20 protein-coding genes are annotated in these 22,136 nt (G+C 43.7%); 2 read left to right on the forward strand and 18 right to left on the reverse strand.

Annotated elements, in window-relative coordinates:
• Positions 1-62: 62 nt before the first annotated feature.
• From ACSNJE_RS07235 to ACSNJE_RS07285, 11 genes are all read right to left on the reverse strand, one after another.
• A complete protein-coding gene (locus ACSNJE_RS07235) occupies positions 63-1,640 on the reverse strand; it encodes an FMN-binding glutamate synthase family protein (RefSeq protein ID WP_495252332.1) in 1,578 nt (525 codons plus the stop codon).
• Between the two features lie 258 nt (positions 1,641-1,898).
• A complete protein-coding gene (locus tag ACSNJE_RS07240) occupies positions 1,899-2,492 on the reverse strand; it encodes an ANTAR domain-containing response regulator (RefSeq protein ID WP_052217564.1) in 594 nt (197 codons plus the stop codon).
• A 181-nt stretch (positions 2,493-2,673) separates the two neighbouring features.
• Positions 2,674-4,821, reverse strand: coding sequence for a flagellar assembly protein A (locus tag ACSNJE_RS07245; protein WP_495252333.1), 2,148 nt, complete (start codon positions 4,819-4,821; stop codon positions 2,674-2,676).
• A 148-nt stretch (positions 4,822-4,969) separates the two neighbouring features.
• Positions 4,970-6,091, reverse strand: coding sequence for an alanine racemase (alr, locus tag ACSNJE_RS07250; protein WP_495252334.1), 1,122 nt, complete (start codon positions 6,089-6,091; stop codon positions 4,970-4,972).
• 60 nt (positions 6,092-6,151) lie between these two features.
• Positions 6,152-6,604, reverse strand: a complete 453-nt coding sequence (locus ACSNJE_RS07255) for a CBS domain-containing protein (protein ID WP_013119547.1) — start codon at positions 6,602-6,604, stop codon at positions 6,152-6,154.
• A 1-nt stretch (position 6,605) separates the two neighbouring features.
• The gene (locus ACSNJE_RS07260; protein ID WP_495252335.1) at positions 6,606-8,159 is read right to left on the reverse strand and encodes an NAD(P)H-hydrate dehydratase; all 1,554 of its coding nucleotides are present in this window, start codon (positions 8,157-8,159) and stop codon (positions 6,606-6,608) included.
• Positions 8,160-8,223: 64 nt separating this feature from the next.
• A complete protein-coding gene (gene acpS / locus ACSNJE_RS07265; protein WP_495252336.1) occupies positions 8,224-8,601 on the reverse strand; it encodes a holo-ACP synthase in 378 nt (125 codons plus the stop codon).
• A 105-nt stretch (positions 8,602-8,706) separates the two neighbouring features.
• Entirely contained in the window at positions 8,707-9,186 is a 480-nt protein-coding gene (locus ACSNJE_RS07270; protein ID WP_052217557.1) for a chemotaxis protein CheW, read from the reverse strand.
• Between the two features lie 59 nt (positions 9,187-9,245).
• Positions 9,246-10,037, reverse strand: coding sequence for a LytR/AlgR family response regulator transcription factor (locus tag ACSNJE_RS07275; RefSeq protein WP_474773742.1), 792 nt, complete (start codon positions 10,035-10,037; stop codon positions 9,246-9,248).
• A complete protein-coding gene (locus ACSNJE_RS07280) occupies positions 10,027-11,358 on the reverse strand; it encodes a histidine kinase (protein ID WP_474773741.1) in 1,332 nt (443 codons plus the stop codon). The genes ACSNJE_RS07275 and ACSNJE_RS07280 overlap by 11 nt, the downstream gene beginning before the upstream one ends.
• A 176-nt stretch (positions 11,359-11,534) precedes the next feature.
• Positions 11,535-12,203 carry a CBS domain-containing protein gene (locus tag ACSNJE_RS07285; RefSeq protein ID WP_474773740.1) on the reverse strand — a complete coding sequence of 223 codons (669 nt, stop codon included), beginning with the start codon at positions 12,201-12,203 and terminating at the stop codon, positions 11,535-11,537.
• 145 nt (positions 12,204-12,348) lie between these two features.
• Here ACSNJE_RS07285 and ACSNJE_RS07290 point away from each other — a divergent pair, with 145 nt between their 5' ends.
• Complete coding sequence (locus ACSNJE_RS07290) at positions 12,349-13,452, forward strand: hypothetical protein (protein WP_495252337.1); 1,104 nt, start codon at positions 12,349-12,351, stop codon at positions 13,450-13,452.
• 13 nt (positions 13,453-13,465) lie between these two features.
• Here the strand turns inward: ACSNJE_RS07290 and ACSNJE_RS07295 are convergent, their stop codons facing one another.
• The gene (locus ACSNJE_RS07295; RefSeq protein ID WP_474773738.1) at positions 13,466-14,668 is read right to left on the reverse strand and encodes a PduL/EutD family phosphate acyltransferase; all 1,203 of its coding nucleotides are present in this window, start codon (positions 14,666-14,668) and stop codon (positions 13,466-13,468) included.
• Between the two features lie 146 nt (positions 14,669-14,814).
• Complete coding sequence (locus ACSNJE_RS07300) at positions 14,815-15,507, reverse strand: heparan-alpha-glucosaminide N-acetyltransferase (RefSeq protein WP_052217544.1); 693 nt, start codon at positions 15,505-15,507, stop codon at positions 14,815-14,817.
• A 302-nt stretch (positions 15,508-15,809) separates the two neighbouring features.
• Between ACSNJE_RS07300 and ACSNJE_RS07305 the strand changes: the two genes are divergently transcribed.
• Positions 15,810-16,955 carry a S1C family serine protease gene (locus tag ACSNJE_RS07305; protein WP_495252338.1) on the forward strand — a complete coding sequence of 382 codons (1,146 nt, stop codon included), beginning with the start codon at positions 15,810-15,812 and terminating at the stop codon, positions 16,953-16,955.
• Between the two features lie 186 nt (positions 16,956-17,141).
• On the opposite strand, the gene ACSNJE_RS07310 is transcribed toward ACSNJE_RS07305, so the two are convergent.
• The 5 genes from ACSNJE_RS07310 to ACSNJE_RS07330 are packed head-to-tail and all read right to left on the reverse strand — an operon-like array spanning position 17,142 to position 22,133.
• Positions 17,142-18,743, reverse strand: coding sequence for an HD domain-containing protein (locus ACSNJE_RS07310; RefSeq protein ID WP_495252339.1), 1,602 nt, complete (start codon positions 18,741-18,743; stop codon positions 17,142-17,144).
• 31 nt (positions 18,744-18,774) lie between these two features.
• Entirely contained in the window at positions 18,775-19,092 is a 318-nt protein-coding gene (locus ACSNJE_RS07315; RefSeq protein ID WP_474773735.1) for an STAS domain-containing protein, read from the reverse strand.
• 24 nt (positions 19,093-19,116) lie between these two features.
• A complete protein-coding gene (locus tag ACSNJE_RS07320; RefSeq protein ID WP_474773734.1) occupies positions 19,117-20,391 on the reverse strand; it encodes an ATP-binding protein in 1,275 nt (424 codons plus the stop codon).
• Positions 20,392-20,424: 33 nt separating this feature from the next.
• Positions 20,425-21,825 carry a PP2C family protein-serine/threonine phosphatase gene (locus ACSNJE_RS07325; RefSeq protein ID WP_495252340.1) on the reverse strand — a complete coding sequence of 467 codons (1,401 nt, stop codon included), beginning with the start codon at positions 21,823-21,825 and terminating at the stop codon, positions 20,425-20,427.
• Positions 21,822-22,133, reverse strand: a complete 312-nt coding sequence (locus ACSNJE_RS07330) for an STAS domain-containing protein (protein WP_495252341.1) — start codon at positions 22,131-22,133, stop codon at positions 21,822-21,824. Before ACSNJE_RS07330 ends, ACSNJE_RS07325 begins: the two co-directional genes overlap by 4 nt.
• Positions 22,134-22,136 lie beyond the last annotated feature (3 nt).

Below are 22,136 nucleotides of genomic sequence, written 5' to 3' on the forward strand. Positions count from 1 at the left end.
GAATGATTTGGCCTCTTTTTCATTTAGCTGTTATATTAAAAAGTAGGAGGTTTTAGCCCAAATTAGCCGAGTATCTTTTCAGCTTCTTCAGCATCGTGCTCCATAACATACTTGATGCCCGTAATTTCAGCAGCTTCTTTGGTTAAAGCAAATATGTCATCACGGGTGATGTATTCCAGAGCAAACTTCCGGGCGCCACACATCAATTGACGTAAGCCTTGAGCCAGACGTTCGAAGTAAGTATATACACCCACAGCGCCAACGGGGAGTTTGTCGAAGTCTTTGCCTAGCCTGTTTTTCAGTTCATGAGCGTAGATGAATACCTGCTCCACGGTTTCGCCATATTTCTTGTATTCATTAGGCACTTTGCCCTGTTTAACAGCTTCGCCGACAGTCTTGCCAACCATAGCGGCGGTAAGCGGCGAACGGGCCATACCAACAGCTTTCACATAGGGCGCCGACATGGCAAGAGCTTTAAACATATGGTCTTCTAAAGTGAACCCACCGGCAATGGCAACCTTAGGTACAAAGGCGCCTTTGGCAGCCAACTTGTCAAGGTACCTGGTAAGTAAAGCCTGGATATAGAGGGTTGGGATACCCCATTCGTTCATCATTCTCCACGGGCTCATACCTGTACCGCCGCCGGCGCCGTCTACAGTTAACAGGTCGATTTTCGCATCGGAAGCAAACTTCACGGCGCGGGCCAGGTCTGCTGCCCTGTAAGCGCCGGTCTTCAGGAATACATACTTGGCGCCGGCTTCACGCAATTGCTTAACCCGCGCATGGAAACTGTCTTCGGTAACCATACCTATACGGGAATGCCTTTCAAATTCAGTGAAAGCGCCGGCCTTAAAGGCTTTTTCTACTTCCGGGTCTTCAGGATTCGGCAGTACTATGTAACCCCTGCTGTAAAGCTGCTTAGCGCGCTCAAGGGTGTTTAACTTAACCTCGCCACCGATATCTTTGGCGCCCTGGCCCCACTTCAGCTCAACTACTTCAACGCCCAGTTTCTCAAGGGCAAACTCCTGAACACCAAGCCTGGTGTCTTCTACGTTAGCCTGTACCGCAACAAAGCCTTTGCCATTATACCAGTTCTGGAAGTCCTTGACCCGTTTTTCTAAGTTCGGAGCTTTGACTACTTTGCCGTTTTTGATTTCAGACTTGGGGTCCATGCCCACAACGTTCTCACCGATAACGATCCCAACTCCGGAGATAGCTGCGCCGGCAGCCAGGTGTTCCCAGTTGTCAGCAGCCACGTTTGTTGAACCCATCCCGGCAATCACGATGGGTAAACGCAGGGGCAGGTCACCGTAAGCGCCCACAGCAGATTCAATGTTTACATTCGGGAAAGTGGCCACGTCGGGGTCAGCGGCAATTCCATGAGCGCCGACTGCAGTACCCGCAATGTTGAAATGTGAATAATCCACCGGGTAATCTTTTTCAGCAGCAGCGGTAATCTTACCGAAAGGCTGCGGGTACAGGGTTTCTTTACCCCTTATGGAAGATTTTCCAATTTCGCAAAGTCCCGGACACCCGTCCAGACAGGTTACGCACATCCCGCTGAAAGGACAGTTACTGTCCCCTGTGCGTAATTTTGTCAGTGTTGCTGCAGTAGCATTGATTCCTTTACTGTAGCTCATCCTCTCTCCATCCTCCCTTTGGTGAATTAAAATTTAATTTTAAACAAAAAACGCCCCACGGATCATAGCTTAAACCTATGACCAGTGGGACGCCATTGCCCCGTGCAACCTATATCTATATATGCGGTTGCATCATTAATATATCCTTTCACATTATATATAATTATTGTAAAATAATCAATATTGTTGCTGGAAAAAATATTGTATACAAAACCGAATTATTATATTATCGTTTCTATACAACGATAAAGAAAAAATTTACTCCCTGCCGTTTTGGGCCTGTCCATATTTGGCAATTATTTTTAAAGCCACTTTTTTCATAGGCATACACTTGTCCATACTAATTTTCTGCAAAAACTTCAAGGCTTCTTCCTCGGTAAAACCCAACATATCGGCCAGGATGCCTTTGGCCTTTTCTATCAACTTCCGGTTCTCCAGGTTCTCTTTAAGCTTTTTAATTTCGGCTTCCAGGTTGAGCAGCCTGCGATAATTTGCCACGGCAATTTCCATGTTAGGAATAAGGGTTGCAAAATCAATGGGCTTTACCAAATAGCCAAAAACCCAATGTCCCAGCACATAAGAGAGAATCTCATAATCATCGTAGTCAGCCATTAAGATTACGGGGGCTATGCGGTGCTCTTCAAGAAAATAGGAAATATCCAAGCCGTCCTGGCCATGAAAACGGGCATTGATCAGGGCCACATCAGGCTGGCTGCTGAAAATCATATGGAGGGCGCTGCGAGCTTCGGAAGCTTCGGCTACGACAATGTACCCCGCCTGGACCAGTTTTTCCCTGAGGTATTTACAGAAATCTACATCCGGGTCAGCTATCATGATCCTTAGTTCGTGCATCGCACCCACCCCAATTTGAATTTCCCTACTCCGGTTTTCAATATCTAATTGTAGCACATTTTAAATATTGTTGACAGTAGATTATTGAAAGCAATTATATTGCAAAAACTTTATAAGAGTAATTAAAAGCATGGCCCAAACTGCAATAAGTTGATGCCATGCTTAATCAGCCATTAATTTTTTACTGATTAGAACAGTTTCCATCAGCCAGGAGCTTATTCACGGTCAAACGACCTTCTGAATTGAGGTAAGCGGTAAACTTGCGGGAAGGCTTGTCTACCCTGTATTTCTCCCTGCCTATTTGCACCACCACATCGGCATTAATTAATTCGGCAGTTATCCGGCCCTTTTCCTTAATTTTGAGTAAAGTTTGCGAATCAAAATCGGAACCTATATCAACTACATTTATTTCGCTGCCTGCTACTACTTTAATGCCTCTGGCCACACCCGGCTCACCGCAAATATCGACCCTTCCCCCGGCATTTATATTAGAAATATAGCAGCCCTGTCCTTCTATTACGACATCGCCACTGGACATAAGCGAGGAATTTTGCACATATTTCGCTTTGATAAATTCAGCTTTCTTACTATATTGTTCAATATAGTCCATTGCCTTTTCCACAGCGGATTGCAGTTCTTTGAGGTAGGTAAAGTCTTTTATCCTGCTGGCATTTAAGCCGCAGAAATTTCTCCTCAGGGTATCAACTACCCGTGATATCTCTTCACTCACTGAAAGGCTTGCGCGGGTAATGATATCGGACAGCCACTGCACTTTTTTCGGTAATTCCCGGTAAAAACTATCTACCAGAAACTGAATAACAGCGCCATCACCGGCGGGCCCGACCGCTAAATAGTCCTTTGACTGTTCACCGGTAAAATGCATATTCTCCAATATGTCCCGTATTTCCGCCAAATTCGGAAGGATAGAAGTATATAATGCTGCCCGTCCCCCGGCAATTAGAGTACTGCCGAATACCGACTTATGTACTACAATGCTGGCCCCCGCCCGTATGGTGGCCTGCGACACGTCGCCGAATACCTCTACATTACCATCAGCTTCGATAAGACAACCATCCGTTACATCGCCTTTAACTTCTATATCGCCGACAAACTTTATATTGCCTGTAGCAGCATTGACCTCCTGCACCACATAAATTGGATCAACAGAAACATAAGTCACCTGGCCGCTGGTCTCCAAATAAGGGCGGCCATCAATGGTTGCCACAGCCCGCATTCCATCCTCTGTAACTTCACAGCCTTTTCTTACGTTAATCTGGCAATCTACCGGGCTCCTGGCCTGAATAACCTCGCCCGTCACAGCCCAACCGTCTTTTCCTTCCTGCATCGGTACTTTTAAGGCTACGATATCACCCTTTTTTACTGACACCAGTTTGTCGTTTTCGAACAAGCTGCCCCTTTCATTATTTTTACTTTTTTCCAGAAAAGGATAAATTACATAAGCATGTACCCCATCCACAGGCCTTTGTCCCTGTGCCACAAGGAAGCTCTCCTTGCTGTTAGGGTTTTCTATTACCTCCTGAATGGCATCATCTATAATACCCTTGACTACTTCCTGGTTCTCCAAAAATTTCCTGACTTCTTCCGGGGTAGGTGGGGGAAGTTCCAATATTTCTTCAACTTCCGTAAGTAAAGTTAGCCTGGGGGCAGCCGGCTGGTCCTTCAATTTATATTTTACCCCCGGCTTGGTAGCTAATCGCAGATAAGCGGCCAGTTTATCGGGGGATATTTTTAATTCCAGATCAGATTGCGGCTCTTCATGCAATAAATCTATTTTGATCTCATCTTCCTCTGAAATGATGGATTCTCCTTCGATCTCATTGCCGTTGACAATTAATCTTATGTGCTCACCCGGCTTAACGACAGCGTATTGGTCCCCGGAAGGATTAATAACAAAAAACCGGCCTTCTTTAATCCCTGCCAAACCAACCTGAATGTCTTTACTATCTGTTTTGGGAGGCTTTCCTGTCTCCCTCTCGACTATGTCCCCGCTTTTTAAACCGGTACTGCCATTTTCTCCCCACTCCTGCCCGCTCCTGTTCGGTTCATACCGGCCGTTTCTGTCATGGGTTGCAGCCCCAATGTCAAGGTCTGCCAGAATACCCTCCAGTTCGCGTTCTTTAAGCACTTCTTCTTTTAGAGAAACCCGCACCTTGGCGGGGACAGCCCCTAGACCCAGAAAACCGCGCCTGCCCTCTGAAAGAATTTCCGTAACAGTTTCATCTTCCCTGGCATTTAACAGCTTTAAAGCCTTTGTTTGCGCTTCCTTTACTGTTTTCCCCGTTACCAGGATACTACTTTGTCCAGGCACAAACCGCTCACCTCTTTTCTCATGGACCAGAACTAACAGAAAAGTGACCGAAAAACATTTTATACCCCCGAAAATTTTTTAAATATATTTCCACAAAATTTGCTCAAATTCCTTTTGCAAGTAAGTATATGACAAATATTCTCTCGCCCTAAATATAAACCCTGGGAATCCGCTCACTTAACATGCAGACTATTTCATAATTAATAGTTCCCAGCAGTTGTGCCAATTCGTCAGCAGAAATACAGTCGTCCCCCTGCCTGCCGATGAGCACCACTTCATCAGTAGCGGCAACATCAGGTATATGTCCTACATCTACCATAAATTGGTCCATGCAAATAACGCCCGCTACAGGGGCTCTGGTTCCTCTTATCAATACATGAGCCTTGGAGGACAATAACCTGGAATAGCCGTCGGCATAACCCATAGGAATTGTGGCAATTATCGTCTTTTCTTGCGTCGTATAGGTTCTGCCGTAGCTGACGGTTGCCCCCTGGGGAACTTCTTTGAGATGGGAGATTTCGGCTTTTAACGACAAGGCCGGTTTTAACGATACTTTTGCCCGGTCAACTTCCGGAGAAGGATATAACCCATACAGGGATATACCTAACCGCACCATATCAAGGTGAGTTTCGGGCATATCAATAATTGCGCCTGTATTGGCGGCATGTTTAATGGGAATCTTTACCCCTTGCCGTTCAAGGACAGCGCACATATCGGTAAACAGTTTAAATTGCTGCCGGGTAAAGGCTTTATCCTTTATGTCCGATACGGCAAAATGAGTAAAAATCCCTTCCACAGACAATCCGGGAAGCGCCGCAATTTCTTTTATTTTTTCCACAGTCCCCGCCCCGGGCAAAAACCCGAGCCGGGTCATTCCGGTATCAATTTTTATATGTACTTTGGCCCTTTGTCTCAACTTTTCTCCGACTGCTGAAACAAAACGGGCCATCTCAAGGGTATATATTGTCTGGGTTACGTTGTGCCTAACTGCTTCCTCTGCTTGCTCTTTTGGGGTGTAGCCTAAAATTAAAATAGGCGCATCAATACCTGCCCTTCTCAGTTCAAGAGCTTCATCCAGCATGGCCACACCCAGATAAGAAGCACCGTTTTGTAGAGCTACCTGGCTGACAGGCACAGCCCCGTGTCCGTATGCATTGGCTTTGACCACGGCCATAATCCGGGCCTGGGGTTGGGTGATACGGCGAATTTCCCGTAAATTATGAGCAATGGCACCTAGGTCGATCTCTGCCCAAGCCGGTCTAGTTTTCACAAAACCACCCCTGTCATCAAATCCATTTCTTAAGCGTAATCGCTCCAGTTTCACAAAAACTTAATCTCTTTTAGCCAGAGCTTTAACTATGTCTGCCCTGCTGACAATACCGACAAGAGCTCCGTCCCTTACGACCGGAAGGCGATTAATCCCTTCATCGGCCATAGTGGTAGCTATATCTTCGATTTCCGCGTCTTCTTCAACAGTGACCACATCAGTGGTCATTATGTCTTTAACCTGTACTGCCACGGCTTTTCGCAAGTCTTCCTCAAATTCTTTGACTGAGTCAAGGTATATGATTCCGCCCAGAAGCTGAACATAAGACGGAACCTTAAGCTTTTGGGTCTGTACCAATAGGTCGGCTTCCGTAACAATTCCTACAATTTTCCCTGCTTCATCTACCACAGGGACACCGCTTATTTTTTTGTCAGCCAGAATTTTTGCCACTTCCCGGACAGTTTGTTCCGGCCTTGCTGTAATTACTTCTTTGGTCATAATATCTTTCGCCTGCATGTCAAGCTCCCTCCAATTCCCGAAATACTTTGGGTAATAAATTTAAAATGTCACCGGCCAGCAAACCGGCCTGGCCCTTTTCAAGAGCTCCCAGGTCGCCGGCGTAGCCGTGGATAAATACTCCGGCAGCAGCCGCCCGGACCGGCGCCAACCCCTGGCCGATAAGACCGGCTATAACTCCTGTTAATACATCACCGGAGCCTCCCGTAGCCATACCCGGATTACCGGTGGAATTGACAAAGAGAGAACCGTCAACCCCGGCTACAACAGTTTCAGCTCCTTTTAAAACCACATTCACGCGCCAATTGGCGGCAAATTCTCTGGCCACTTCAATTCTATTATTTTGAACTTCTTCAGTTTTTATCCCGGCCAACCTGGCCATTTCCCCGGGATGGGGCGTGATAACCACCGGCGCCTCGATTTTTTTCAGCACTTCCAGGTTGCCTGCCAGGGCATTAAGACCGTCGGCGTCGATTACCACCGGTTTATTTAACTCCGGCAGTAAATCCCGGACAAAGCCAGCCGTCGCCGGTTCAGTGGAAATCCCCGGTCCCAGCGCCACCACATCCGCAGATTCTGTTAAGGCAATAACTTCTTCCAGAGCGTCTCGGCTGATAGTCTTTTTTTCTGTCTCCGGAAGCGGTTTTGTCATTACTTCCGTTAGCTTAATTTCCATTAAGTCATGCAGGCTCCTGGGTACAGCCAGGGTAGCCAACCCGGCGCCTGATTTTAAAACCGCCGTACTGGTCAGAACAGCGGCCCCCGTAAGCCCTTCGGACCCCGCCACCACCAACACCCGGCCATAATCCCCTTTATGCCCTTGGGAATGGCGTTTAGGCAACATTTGGGCCACCAATTCTTTAGTCAGGAGGAATTTATTAAAGTTCTGTTTTTTCACTAAATCAGGCGGAATGGAAATATCAGCAATATGTAGTTGCCCGGCATACTCTTTACCGGGATGTATTGTCAAACCCAATTTCGGCAGTCCAAATGTCACCGTATGGGTTGCCCGTATACAAGGGCCATGCACCTGGCCCGTGTTTGCTTCCAACCCGGAAGGAATGTCGACAGCCACCACCGGTTTGCCCGATTCATTGATAAGCGATATTATTTTACCCATGTGGTCATTAACGGCGCCTTTGAAACCGGTGCCGAAAACAGCATCCACAACAAGGTCAGTATAAACCAACGTAAGTTTAACTATATTGAGGGAGTTGCTGTTATTAATGGTAAATATCTTCTGTCCCATGTTCTGCAGTATATTCAGGTTGACCTTTGCATCTCCGGTTATATCCGCAGGTTCCCCGTTTAGCAGAACCTTAACCTCTGCACCCATGTTCAGAAGATGACGGGCGATAACGAATCCGTCGCCACCGTTATTGCCTTTGCCGGCAAATACAGCCACTTGTTTCCCCGGAACTTCTCCCAAAATCTCTTTAATGACTTTAACTACCTGCAGCCCGGCATTTTCCATTAATACTACCCCGGGGATGCCCACCTGGTCAATTGTAAGTTTATCCAGGTTTTGCATTTCTTCGGCAGTAACCAAAAACAAAAAAACCCCTCCCTAGTAATAATATGTAGCCTCCTGGAAATGGTCATGGTCCACGCCCCAAGATTCATCCCGTTAACAGCACAAAAGCCACGGAATACTCTTCCGTATGAGACAGAGAAATCTTCGTCTGGCAAATTCCCTGCCGTCTGGCTTGCTCCAGTGCTTTACCCGTTAACTTAACCGTCGGCGCCCCACTGGCATCTGCCACTATTTCGATTTCTTTCCAGCCAACGGGGCCAATCCCGGTACCAAGAGCTTTGGCTACCGCTTCCTTCCCAGCAAACCGGGCAGCAAGGGACTGAACCTTGAGCCCTTTGCTATTGGTACAGAGTTCTATTTCCCTTGGGGTATAAACCCGCGATAAAAACCTTTCTCCTACCCGCTCCAATATATTATATAGTCTTTTGTTCTCAACAATATCAGTTCCTATCCCTATAATCACCGGTATTTCCCTTCCTTGTAAAGCGGCTATAGTTTCCGCTTTTTTTTGTATATTCATTCTAGGAAAAGAAAAAAAAACCTGCAAATAATGCAGGATTTGCTTTGGTTAAACAGCTTCGTTATGTATTTCAGATAATTCCACCTTTTCCTCATCGGTTAAAAGTTTATCCAGATCAAGAAGTATTAACAGACGTTCTCCCACTTTAGCCACCCCCGTAATATACCGGGCATCGATACCCGAAACAATATCAGGGGCATTTTCAATAGTGTCGGTACTTATGCGCAAAACCTCTGATACGGCATCAACTTTCACCCCAAATGTATGGTGGGCAACCTGAATAACTATGATTCGGGCTTCCCCCGTATATTCCGTTAATTCCAAATCAAATCTCTTCTTCAGGTCGATAATGGGGATAATCTGCCCGCGTAGGTTTATTATTCCTTCTACAAATTCAGGCGATTTCGGCACTTTCGTGGTATTGGTCAAGCGGTTAATTTCCTTTACCTGAGTTATCGGCACACCGTATTCTTCATTCCCCAGTTTAAAAACAACCAGTTGGATTTCAGACCCTTCCGCAAAGCTCATAACCTTTCACCTCCATAGAATTGAATACATATTTCGACAAAAAAATCAATTTCCCTTTATTACATGCCCAAAATTTTCCTCAACTTTTTAGCCTGAGCCCTGCTTACGGGCACTTCGCTTTTCTCATTGTCCTCAACTATAAGGGTATATGTGCCGTTAAAGAAAGGAATTATTTCTTTAACTTTGTGCAAGTTCACCAGGTAGCAGCGATGCGTACGGAAAAACATGGTAGAATTCAACCGGCTTTCCAGCTCTTTCAAAGTAAATCGGGTGAAGAGTTTGTCGGTGAAGGTTTTGATATATACATAATCCTGCTCCGTGAAGGCATATATGATATCTGACTCGTTGACAAGAATAGTCTTACCTTGTTTTTCGGCAGGGATCCGGTCAATTTTAATATGCTGGGGCTTAGCGGCAACCTGTTCCCCGCCAGTAGTTATCGTCTCCCCGGCCTTGGCAGAGTCATTAGCCGCAGCAGCCTGCCGCTGATTAATTTTCATAATTTTATTAATAGCCTGGGTCAGCCGCTTTTCGTCAAAAGGCTTCAAAATATAATCTACCGCGTTAACTTCAAAGGCTTTCACGGCGTACTCGTCATAAGCGGTAACAAAAATCACATGCGGTGGATTAGGGAGCTCCTGTATCCTGGCCCCCACTTCCAAACCGTTCATCCCCGGCATTTCGATATCTAAAAACAATATAGAATAATCCAGCGCCTTGATCAGTGTAAGAGCTTCCTGTGCATTTGTGGCTTCGCCAACTACCTCGATATTGTCAAATTTGTTCAGGAGAAACCGCAATTCTTTCCTGGCCGGGTATTCATCGTCCACAATCAATGCCTTAAGCTTCACTTGCCTCTTCTCCCCTTTCCGTGGATTCGGAATCTTTTATCAACGGCACCCGCAGGGAAATGGTGGTACCGACATTTTCTTTACTGGTTATAGTAAGCATGTATTCCTCACCGAAAAGGCTTTTTAACCGTTCGTTAACATTGCTGAGGCCTACGCCGTTTCCCTTACCATAACCGGGAATCAATACCTTGTCCAGTTTGTCCTCCGGTATCCCCACCCCGTCATCCTTAATGGTGATGTGCAATTCCTCGCCGGCCTTTTTTACGGAAATATTAACGGCCCCGGGGCCAACTTTAGGCGTTATTCCATGCTTTACCGCATTTTCCACCAGGGGCTGCAGAGTAAGGACCGGTACCTGGTAATCCATCAAATCCGGGTCAATATCCCTGATAATACGAAGCTTTTCTCGAAACCTGGCCTTCTCCAGTACCAGGTAAGTATTGATATATTCCAGTTCCTCCCGTAATGTATTGAAGTGACCGTGTTTCTTTAACGTCTGCCGGAAGAAATTAGCCAGTCTGATTAATAGCCGGCGGGCTGTCTCCGGGTTAGTCCGGCTAAACATGATAATGGTGTTCAAAGTATTAAAGAGAAAATGAGGGTTAATCTGAGCGTGCAGAGCCTGCAATTCGGCCCTGGTCACCAGTTGTGCCTGCCTGTCAAGTTCCGCCAGTTCCATCTGCACACCCAGAAGCTGCGCAATACCGACAGCAAGTTTTACCACATGGGCCGGCATCTGTCCTTCTTTCGTCTGGTACAGCTTCAGGCAACCGGCCACCTGGCCCCTGCACTTCAGCGGCGCTATTACTGCTGCTTCCAGGGGACAGTCGCAGTCTTTCACCGGGCAATTCAGTTTTTCTTTGTTATCAACAATTTTTAACCCCCCGGTAGCAATTACCTGTTTGGTTGCCTGGGTTAGAATCAGCCGCCCGGGCTGGTGACGCTCACATCCGGCGCCAACATAAGCCAGGACTTTTTCCCGGTCAGTAATGGCTACTGCCGCCACATCGCTAATCTTAAGAATGATCTCCGCCGCTTTCTGCGCCGTTTCCTCATTTAACCCCTGACGCATGTAGGGCAAAGTTTCATTGGCAATCTTCAGGGTAGAATCTATGTGTTCTTCGCCGCCTTCAATAGTATAAGTAATAACCCTTTTCGACTGTAAACGGTCAAAAATGAAGTAAGCACCCAGGGCATTCAGGCAGAAAAAGGCAATAATTATTATCCCCGCGCTGCCAGACAGATCCCTGGATAAAAAGACTATGCCAAACTGTAACAGGGCGAGCCCTATAGCGATACCTACTATCCTGAGGAAATGCATTACCGCCCGCTCCTTTCTGCTACCGTTTCTTAAAGCACGCGCGAATTTCTTAATTTTCTTAATATTATTTTTTTATTCGACTTTTTTTCAGATATTCCTTTATTCTGCCTTGTAAAAAACAAACCCGGCTTCAGGTAAAGTTTCCCGACCCGGGTCTTTCTGGTAAAATGATGCATTTATCGGAAAACCGCAACTGCTCCGGTTACTTCGCCATTACTGACAACAGGGGTGATATCAGCAACAACCGGATAACCGCTCCCACTGAGGTCCAGTCCACTAATACTCTGGTTTTTCACGATCGCCTTATTAACCGGCAATGGCAAAACCTGATCCACTGAATTGCCCAAAACTTTAGCAGGATCAATATCCAGCAAACTGGCCGCCTTTTTGTTAACCAGTGAAATCTGGCCCTTCCGGTCCACAGCCAAAACACCCACATAAAGGGAATCTAAAATTGCTGATAACCCCTCAATAGCTTTTTTATACTGATCGATAAAGGCAAAAGCCAAGTCCGTCCTGGTCAGCCATCCCACCATATTGCCGTCGTCGTCTACAACAGGGAGCCGACCGACAGGTATATTCAGCGCTTCTTCAACAGGCAGTGTTTCACTTATAAATATAACGTTTTTGTTCATCAAACGTTCCACCGGCATATCCAGCGACTTGTCCAGGGCCCTCATCAGGTGGGTTTTGGTAAAAATACCCACCACACGGTTTTCATTGTCGACAACAGGCGCACCGTCTATTACCCTTTCCAAAAATATCTGGGCTGCCTTGCGGACAGGCCAGTCTTTATGTAATTTCACGACTCCTTTGGACATAACGTCTTTTATTAAAACCCGCATGGCTATCCTCCCGAAAAAATATAGCTCAAATACATAATACACTAAAAACAAGTAAAATGGTAATTTTTTTTGTTTCCAAAATATAAATAATTAAGGAACAATTTGTCCTGAAACACTCAAAATATAATCCGGGGGAGAAAAACCAATGGGTTCATCAAAGGTTGTCTTTATCGATTTACGCAAAATATTCCTGCAACTTCTGGCCATATCAATGGCCGTATCACTGTTTTTTGCTTATCGGTGGTGGAATGAGCCTTACCTGATTAAGTTCAGTTCCCCGGAGCTGGCTGCCTCCTACGATAGTAAAGACCCGGTATATATCAAAAGACTTGATCGGCTGATTAAAGAGGCAAAAACAACCGGGCCAACGGACCAAAAAACGGGCCGCTTTTATGTTCATATTACCAGCCGGCGCCATACCAGGACTTATGTCTTTAATGCTCCATCCCTGCTCTATAATAAAGAAGAAGGCGTTTCCCTGCAGGCAGATGCTCCTTTGCGCGCTGAACTTAAGAAAATCATCATTGAATTAAAAAGAAAAAGTCCTTATGGAGAACCGGTTCCCTGGCCAACAGTAAAACAAAGTTTTCTGATTAACAAAACTGTAATGATTAGGGACCTGGACAGTGGGATAAAAATATGGGTTACCCGCAGGGGAGGTTATAACCTGGCCAGAATTGCGCCGGTAAACCAGGTAAATAAATCACTGCTAAAAAAGATATTTGGCGGAAAATGGAGTTGGAAACGCAGAGCAGTAGTGGTCTACCTGGAAAATAAAAAGATAGCCGCCTGCCTGGCCGGTATGCCACAGGGAAAAGAACAGCTTTTTTCCTTATATTTTGTGGACGCCGGCACTAACCAAAGCATGAATCTAGCTAATAAAATGTTGATTTTCAAAGCAGCCGGTCAAATTAAGAAGATGTTTAAAAAAACCTCTCCCGAGGAAGCCATTCTGGGCGCTTTGACAGCCATTGACCAGCAGGACGGCAGGACTTTGAACATTTTCCTCACCCGCCCGGTGCCCCGGGACCTGCTGAAAAAATCAGGCATTATAAGCGTCACCCTCAGAAACCTTTATAAGCTGGACGGGACCTGTTATAAGGCCGTTGTTTCGGCATCCTTCGCCAGAGGGCCTTATAACCGGTGGTGTTCCCTGAAAATTGATTTAAAATATAATCGGCAGGAGTCCCTCTATCAATTAAATCCGGCCTTTCTGCAAAAATTGCTGATTATTAAGAATACGTATTAAAAATTGGCAGGAATCAGACTTCCATCAGTCGTTTGGATAAACTACTGAAAAATTTGACCAGCACCGGAGTATTCAGGCAAAAATTGGCCGACATTGGTTTCAACATGAGCATCAATTCCGGGTCCATTTTGTGACCGATAGGGTAGAACTGCAGGTTGATAGGTACAGCTCCCAAATTTAAAAAGAATTCCTTCCGCCGAGCCAGGCCGTCCCTGGTGGAGCGCACCTCAAAGACCATGGCCACCAATTCTTTCCCCGCTTTGCTTAGGGTATTTAACGTCTGGTAATACAGGTACGAGCCTAAGCCCCTGCGTTGGCAATGAGGGGCAACAGCGATGAATTCCATGAATGCCATTTTGAGATCCGGTAAATAGTAGGTGGAAGTTACCCCTATGACGCTTTCAGCATCACTGGCAACCAGGAAGAAGTAATCGTCCGATTCCCCACGCTGAACTTTCAAAAGGTTGTTGGTCATCCTTCTTTTTTCGGCGGGAGTAAATTCAAATATATTCGTACAGAAATTGATAGCTTCCACCGCCAGGGAACAATTAGCCTTGTTCAATAAGGAAATTTTAATATCCGCAAAACGGGGCAAAACCACAGGGATCCCATCATTATCGTAAAAAAAGGGGTAATTATGTACTCTGATCACGGCTGAAGCACCGCTCTCAACAATAGCTGCATTGGCCTCATCAAAACCCAAGTGCACCTGCGACTCCGACGCCGGTTCAACCCTGACGAGAATATCCTGGTATTCTATTTTCTTTAAGCCCTGCACCAAAAGATTTACCCTATCCCCGTTAGACAAAGATAGTTTTTGTGCGTCTTCCCTACTTAAATGTACGTGAGAATTGGGAATTATAACACCTGCCCCGATTGCCACTGTTCCCATTGGCCCAATTAATACAGCGCCCGGTGTTCCCTCAAGGTCGCCGGAATCTTTTAAAGGAACTTTTAACCCTAACTCAATGGCCGCCGACTGGGAAATTTCCACCTGGGTTTTATCCCGGTAGGGTTCAACCACGGCTACGTTGTGAATCTCCCCCTTTGGCCCCACGACGTCAATGAATTTATCCGTCCTGTAATTGCCGGTCCCGGCAGCGTAATTAGGTTCCTGTTGCGCTATTTCGTCACCGAATAAAATTTTTGCATGGTCCAGAGATAAATGGACATGGTGTTTTAGTATTTTGATGGGCACGGTAAGGGATAATGTCATGAATAACGCACCTTCTTTTCGCCAGCTCCGGAGCAACGGTTGTTTTCACCGTTACAGGGCTTTGTTAATGTTTTTAAGTGCTAAAGTTGAGTTATTTTATTAATTCTACCTGTTGAATGCCATTTCCTTGAATTACAACATGTTTATTACAAAAAGTGAAAAATTATATTCAACATCAACAGTAATAGGGGTTGATGAATGAGGTAGACAATCAAAGTATGGGCGCCCAGGTAATTAACTGGGTTTTGTGGACTGAAACGAAACTTGAGCAAACTTTTATGGTTTTTGTATAAAACCTTGCCAAGAAAAACACCATAGACAAAAACGCCGAGCCAGGGAATTAACGGATAATAATCAGATGAAACAAAGTTGCTGCTTTTAATCCCTAGGGGAAACAGGTAATCAAATGATACTTCCGGCAAAAACCGCCCGGCCCATATCGCCAATGTCCCCAGCACCGGCAATGCTATTGAAGGAAGTCTGGCGAGGGCAGGATAAAGCATAATGCTTACCCCCAAAAAATGGAGGATCCCGAATTTAATACCCCACTGGGCCTGCCATAGGTGGGTAACGGCAGTAATACCCATCGCAATAATCAATAAACGCAATCCCCGTTTCAGGTTATTGCGGCTTAATGATGAACTGATACCCGATATCAACATAAAAAGAATGACAGAAACCTTGCCTATATAATAGTAAACTCCTGTATAATAAGCCACCGGGTAATGAAAAAACTCATTCAGGTCATATAAAAAGTGAAAAATTATCATCAGTATTAAAGCTATGCCCCGCAAAAAATCCAATTCCCAGATCCTTTTTCTTTCGTCCCTGTTCAACATTCATGTACTCCCATCTTCACATAATTCCCTCAAGAATATTTTACACTAACTAAACTGATCAAGTTATTTATTTTCTATAACTTAGCAAATTAAAGTTTGACCTAGAAAAAATTGAATATGATTCACCTATTCAAAATAATTGTGATAAATAAAAGATAAGCTTGCTATATAGATATTTTCCAACCTTGAATATGGCAGAACTTGTATTTACAATAAAAGTCATCACTAGATGCAGTCTGGTTTTAAAATTACATTATTAAAATGTTGACCATAGATAAATTAAGTGTACGAGGTGAGCATTTATGTCGTTCCAGAGGAAATCTTTTATTGTCGGCATAGTCATACTAAGCTTTATTTGCGGCGCCGTCTTTACCCTGGGCGGCAGTTGGGCCTTACACATGTACAAGCCCACACCGGTTTTAGCCAATAATCCAAATGAGAACAAGTCACCCGCCATCACCATAGGGCCCACGACAATATCAACCACTGTGAAAGAAGTCAGCCCGGCGGTAGTCAACATTGAGACAGAAGTAGTTAACCAAAATGGCTTGCAGGATAACCCCTTCTTCAACGATCCCTTTTTCCGTGAATTCTTTGGCAGTCAGTTCGACCTTACCCCCAGGACCGAAAAAGGGTTGGGAACAGGCTTTATTATAAAGCCGGACGGATATATACTTACCAATGAACATGTCATAAGGAATGCCCAAAAAATTAAGGTTAAAATTCAGGGTATGCAAACCCCTCTGGATGCCAGGGTGATCGGAGCTGATGAGGAGCTGGACCTGGCCCTGATTAAAGTTAACCCCAAAGGGGCATTACCAACCCTGAAGTTGGGCGATTCCGACCGTATCCAGGTAGGCGACTGGGTAATTGCCATAGGCAACCCGTACGGCCTTGACCATACCGTTACCGTTGGGGTAATAAGCGCCAAAGGCCGTCCGGTTAATATCAGCGGCAAGGAATATAAAAACCTGCTGCAAACCGATGCCGCAATAAACCCTGGTAACAGCGGCGGTCCGCTGCTAAATACCGGTGGTGAAGTAATTGGAATTAATACCGCCGTTAATGCTTCCGCGCAAGGGATCGGCTTTGCTATTCCTTCCGCCACCGTTAAACAGGTGCTGGACCAGTTAATAACCAAAGGTAAAGTGGTCCACCCGTACTTGGGGGTATACCTGCAAACCCTGGACAAAGAATTGGCTGATTATTTTGGTGCCCCGGGAACAGACGGAGCTGTCATAGCCGATGTCACGCCCGGCAGTCCGGCAGATTCCGCAGGATTACAGAGAGGGGATATTATTCTCGAAATTAATAAAACGAAAATCAAGAATTCGGACGAAGTTGTTGACCTGGTTAAGAAATCCAAAGTCGGAGACAAACTGGTCATGCAGGTTTTCCGCAACGGCCATTCCAGCTTCGTCACCGTAACCGTCGGCGAGAAAAAATGATAGTATCCAGCAAATAAACGGGTAGTATTCGAATAGTACTAATGAAAAACATTCAAATTTGGCCGTTTCAGGATAAAAGCGCTTTATCCGGGAAATCAACCCGGACAAAGCGCTTTTTTGTAAACAGGACATTTCCATACCGGCGCAACATTTCGTCCTTAATATGTTATAATCATATGTATGTACCTAGCATATAGAAATCTCAGGATTTATCATATCAGTAAAATTTAGAACATGTTTCTTATTGTATTCCGGACGTTCGAAGTTTTCCTCATAAATAATGAGCTTGGTATTACTTAGTTCCATAGTAACAGTTGCATTTCTCCTGGTAATGGCAGCTGACAAACCATCAATTATTTTAAAAAGTTTGAATGCCGGAATTAACTCTCTAGGGAAATTTGGAGGAAGTTCATCTTCACGATGGTGATGATACTTTACCAACAATGTAACGTACTTACTGTACCCCATTTGGGCAGAGAACTCGGAGCTTCTTAAAGCATGTAAGCTACTCTTTTCAAATACAGCCATTGGGTCAACTGTATCTCCTATACGAAGAACAGGCTGAATTTTCCCGATATCATGAATCAGGATTGCTTGAATCAATAATTCTTTATCAATATTAAACCTTTTTAAAACCCCAAGGCGATCTATTTGACAAAGAATTCTTAAACAATTTACCACATGCCAGTAACCGCCTTCGTCTATTTTGGCGATAACTGTTATTTTTTTCGTTTCAGGGTTATAAATGTCCTTGTATTCGGGAATCTGCCTTAATTTGCTTTCGATTTCACGGGGGATAAAGAGACTTAATGCCTGTGATAGTTCATCAGTGGTGGACTTAAGCGCCTCAACCGTTTGTTTTAACTCATCGGAATTGTCATCGGAATTTACAAAACTAACTACTATACATTCTATGTCAAAACCAGTTTTTATAACTTTTATACCCGCAGATAAAGATATATAATTTAACAATTTCACCTCAATTTCCGAACATTCTTGTCCACTTTTTATGTATTGCCAGAATTTACTATTGATAAATTCTTTATAGCTGTTGCTGAAGAATCCGCTAAAAACCAAGTCTGCCCTTCTGTGCAGGTAATTAACCGGCAAAACCTCACTAAAATTTTTTATCGCTGCTGAATTTGCATAATCAATATATAATTCTTGATCAAGAACAAAAATACTGGCCGGCACATGTTCAAAGGCTTCCTCAATCCGGCAGAGCTTTTTTCTTACACTTGCACTCATTGCTTTTTGCCGGCACAGGAGCTGCGTTTGTTTTTTTTCCAGAATACCGATGATCCTGTAATCACGGTTCTGAACAAGTAAAAATTCACTTTTCTCTTTATCAAATATTTTGTTTGCTAACCAGATGGATATACCTGAATCACAAAAAGAAAAATTATTAGCTTTTTTATTCGGTTGTCTCCCGTTTAATTCTATTCCGTATAATACATCAACAATATTATTGAAATTATCTTTAATTATATATAGCAAATTGTTCTCAACCTTATCAATGTTTAAAACCCGCCAGTCCCCGTCTAGTCTTACTTCACAAAATTTTGTATTCATATAAAAATCAACACTGTAAGGCATATTTTGAAAAGAAGTAAGCAATTTTTTAAAACTTTGGTAACGAATCATTAACTTATCCAGATCCTGGCTTAATCTGAGTAGATAACTCTGTTTGGCAATATCCTCTTCACTGTTAAAAACGTATAGCATTTGTTCTTTATATTTTTCTATTTCTCTTTGCAGCTTTTTTATATATTTTAAAGACCATGACATTATCTACCCCTCCTTCTTAAAAACCGGAGGATTATTTTTTCAAAATAAAAATATCCTCTCCAAATAATTCAGGTAAGCCTATCAAATCAAGTACTTCAAAAATTTCATTGGAAATATTTATAATTTTTATAGGAATTCTTTGCTTTTGACATTTTTTGATAATCTGAGCTAATAGGTTGATACCCGAAGAATCGATAAACCTGATCTCATCAATATCAATAACTAAATCTCCTACATCCTTTAAATCACTGAAATTATCGTCAAATGCAACCGTTGATATGTCGAGGATGCCGGCTAACCTGTAATAAGTCACTTCTTCTTCTACCTTTTTCTTAATTATTAAAGACATATTAGCCCCCTTTGGATTCGAATATCAGGTTAACTTATCCATGCTATCGTTTAAACTAATTTCAACCGGTAAAATACATGATTTCTCAATAATCAGCGTTGTTCCCTCTATACCGGTGGACAGTATTAACCTGTCAGCATATTTTAACATGATGGTAAATCCACAACCCAAAGATTGCTTTGTTGAAAAATTTTTCATTAATGTCGCTTTTGGTAAATTCTCCATTGCAATCCCGGGCCCAGTATCAGAAACTTCAATCCTGAATCCGTTTGAAAGTATATTAACTTTACAAGTTCCACCATCAGCATGTTTTACTGCATTAGTCAAAGCTTCGGAAATACAAATCAGCAAAACAGTAATTTCTTTTTGATCTATTCCGCATTTGTTAAATATACGCTCGATTTTTCTCCTTACAGAATCGAGGTCTTCCGGTTTGCGAAAATTTGCGCTTAAAACAGTTGTACCAACAGCCATATAGGCGGCGATTTCTTCTCTTTCGGCTAGAAGCAATTTGCCACAAGTGACAGCCTCTATTACTTCCCGGTATACCCGCTTTTCTTTTTTCTTTATCTCCCTCTCTTTCTCCAGAACAGCAGTTACATCCAGCACCAGTAAACCGCCGGTATCATAGTCAAAAGGGATAGCGTGGGCATCATACATTTTATCCCCCACCAGCAGGACTTCCCGCATAGGCTCCCCGGTTCTACAGCATTTTTTAGCAACCTTAACCAGGTCCTGAACAGGCAATGAAAGGGGCCCTGCCCGTTTATTTAAAGGCTTAAATGTGTCTTTTTGGTACTTAAACACCTGCCCAACCTGGAGTGAATCCAAAATTTTGGCCTTTTCCAGCTCTTTTGTTAACCTCTCGAAGACAATGCCCTTCACGTTGTCCGGTAGTGATTCCGTAATTTTTTCAACCAATTGTTCGTCCGACATCGTCAGGGTCATATATTCATCGTTATTTAACCGGTAGGAACATTCCCCCTGCCGCCGGACTTCTATAATATCAAAGCCATGGTAATCAAATTTGCCCCGGTCGGAAATTTTTTGCACTTTGACCTGCAGGTTTTCTTGTAGGTTTATAGTATAATGCTTGCCTGAAGGAACCTGACATTTAATACCTAAACTTACCGGGCTGACCATGAACAGTTCCCCTGGATATTTTTCTCCTTCCGGAGATTCCAATATTATGTTTTTGGAATAATCCAGTTTCCTGCGCAGCAACCCCCCGTCAATAAGGGAATAACAATCCGCACAGGCGGTCTCAGAATTTTTTTTGCACTTTTTGCACTCAATCATGATTTCCAATCCTTCCTTATTTACCGAGGACTTTTAATGAATTATAATTAATGCAAAGGTAACATCGTCTTTGTTTTTCCCGGCAAGCAACTCAACTTCATTTTTGAGTGCCTCATAAAATCCTGGTTGGCCTGCATGTTGCTGAACAAATTGCAGAATTTTGCTACCGTTCCTCATGTTTATCCCACTGAGTATTTCCGGTAATCCATCGGTATACAGAACCAGGATGTCACCTGGTTCCAGGCTGCAGTAACCTTCCCTATATTGATAATTGGATAAAAAACCCACTGCCGGACCTTCTACCCGCAGAAACTCTGCTCGTCCCGGCTTTTGTCTATAAACTATGGGGGGTAAGTGGCCACCGTTAGCAAAACGCAAAATTTTCTCTGAAGTGTCATATACCCCCAGAAATACCGTAAAAAATTGCTTTGTTTTGTTTAAATACGAGCAGCTAATTTTATTTAATTCGGTAAGGCAATCACCGGGACTTGCCTTGCCCCTTAAAAGGGCCCGGATGGTGAACATGGTATTATTCACTTGAATGGCAGCCTTCATCCCATGCCCCATAACATCGCCGATTACAAAAGCGAATAATGTTTCGCTTAAAGGGATAAAATCATAAAAATCGCCACCAATTTTCTCGGCAGGACAGTTAAATGCAAATATATCCAAGTTTTCCCAGGTTTGCTTCGGCGCGGGAAGTAACTTGGCATACATATCGCGAATTAGCTCCAGGTCCTGGTTCAGCATACTTATAATTAATTGAGACAAATACAAATTCCGGTTACGTTCCTTTACCAAACCATCAATGATATATTGCAGGTACAGTAAGAAAAAGAAAACCAATAGAAATACCAGGTAGTTCCTTTCTTCCATCACAATGGTTCCCACCACGGAAACCAAACCTATTCCTACCATGGATAAAAGATTGAACTTAACAGAGTAAAATAAATCTTTGGTGAATCTACCTTCATTTAACAATGCAGTATACAAAAGTTTTATAACGATGCTCGCGGTAAAAAAGCTTACCAGAAAAACCAACAACCGAGTATATAATGTCAGGTCAACTGATTTTTGCAGTTGTAACAGAAAGCGTCCTGCAGTTAAAGTGGCGAATACCTGGGTGGAAAAATTAAAAATTATATCTTTAAGAGGTTTTTTCAGCCGGAACTGTTCGTAAATGCCTTTGATTATACCGCCTAAAAATGCAGTAAACAGCGCCCAGTCAGGAGCAAAACTTGTAGCAGAATATGCCAATACACTGACTTCAAGGGAAAAGGCCATTTTTTGGTCCGATTCGAGATTTATTAACGAAAGTAAAAGATATACGCAGGCAAAAGCTAACTGATTAATAAAAATGTCGTTGGAAATATATAATAATGTACCGTTAACAATAACCCCCAAAATTATAATTATTGCCCACAGTTTTTTCATTTGCCCGGCCCCTGTTGCAAAACTTCATAAAGGCCGATGATTTCAAACACTTCATCTATTCCCTCCGGTACATTAACCAGCTCAAACTGAATATTCTTATCAAAAGCGGATTTGATGGCTGATACCAGACTGCCGACTCCCGTTGAATCAATAAATAACAGCCCGGATAGATCCAGCGCCATTTTCGTCACGCCGGTCAAGTTATTGGTCAAAATTTCTTCACATTCGGAAGCATTTGCCATGTCAATGTTCCCGGACAACGCTATATGTTTGGTATAACCTTCTTGTTTTATCCGAACGTCTATCATAGT

The sequence above is a fragment of the Thermincola sp. GK-1 genome (assembly GCF_059412445.1).

Coding starts and splice junctions, on each gene's coding strand:
- ACSNJE_RS07235 (WP_495252332.1), bottom strand. CDS start 1,640: ATGAGCTACAGTAAAGGAATCAATGCTACTGCAGCAACACTGACAAAA.
- ACSNJE_RS07240 (WP_052217564.1), bottom strand. CDS start 2,492: ATGCACGAACTAAGGATCATGATAGCTGACCCGGATGTAGATTTCTGT.
- ACSNJE_RS07255 (WP_013119547.1), bottom strand. CDS start 6,604: ATGCAGGCGAAAGATATTATGACCAAAGAAGTAATTACAGCAAGGCCG.
- ACSNJE_RS07270 (WP_052217557.1), bottom strand. CDS start 9,186: ATGAGCTTTGCGGAAGGGTCTGAAATCCAACTGGTTGTTTTTAAACTG.
- ACSNJE_RS07280 (WP_474773741.1), bottom strand. CDS start 11,358: ATGCATTTCCTCAGGATAGTAGGTATCGCTATAGGGCTCGCCCTGTTA.
- ACSNJE_RS07285 (WP_474773740.1), bottom strand. CDS start 12,203: ATGCGGGTTTTAATAAAAGACGTTATGTCCAAAGGAGTCGTGAAATTA.
- ACSNJE_RS07290 (WP_495252337.1), top strand. CDS start 12,349: ATGGGTTCATCAAAGGTTGTCTTTATCGATTTACGCAAAATATTCCTG.
- ACSNJE_RS07295 (WP_474773738.1), bottom strand. CDS start 14,668: ATGACATTATCCCTTACCGTGCCCATCAAAATACTAAAACACCATGTC.
- ACSNJE_RS07300 (WP_052217544.1), bottom strand. CDS start 15,507: ATGTTGAACAGGGACGAAAGAAAAAGGATCTGGGAATTGGATTTTTTG.
- ACSNJE_RS07305 (WP_495252338.1), top strand. CDS start 15,810: ATGTCGTTCCAGAGGAAATCTTTTATTGTCGGCATAGTCATACTAAGC.
- ACSNJE_RS07310 (WP_495252339.1), bottom strand. CDS start 18,743: ATGTCATGGTCTTTAAAATATATAAAAAAGCTGCAAAGAGAAATAGAA.
- ACSNJE_RS07315 (WP_474773735.1), bottom strand. CDS start 19,092: ATGTCTTTAATAATTAAGAAAAAGGTAGAAGAAGAAGTGACTTATTAC.
- ACSNJE_RS07320 (WP_474773734.1), bottom strand. CDS start 20,391: ATGATTGAGTGCAAAAAGTGCAAAAAAAATTCTGAGACCGCCTGTGCG.
- ACSNJE_RS07325 (WP_495252340.1), bottom strand. CDS start 21,825: ATGAAAAAACTGTGGGCAATAATTATAATTTTGGGGGTTATTGTTAAC.
- ACSNJE_RS07330 (WP_495252341.1), bottom strand. CDS start 22,133: ATGATAGACGTTCGGATAAAACAAGAAGGTTATACCAAACATATAGCG.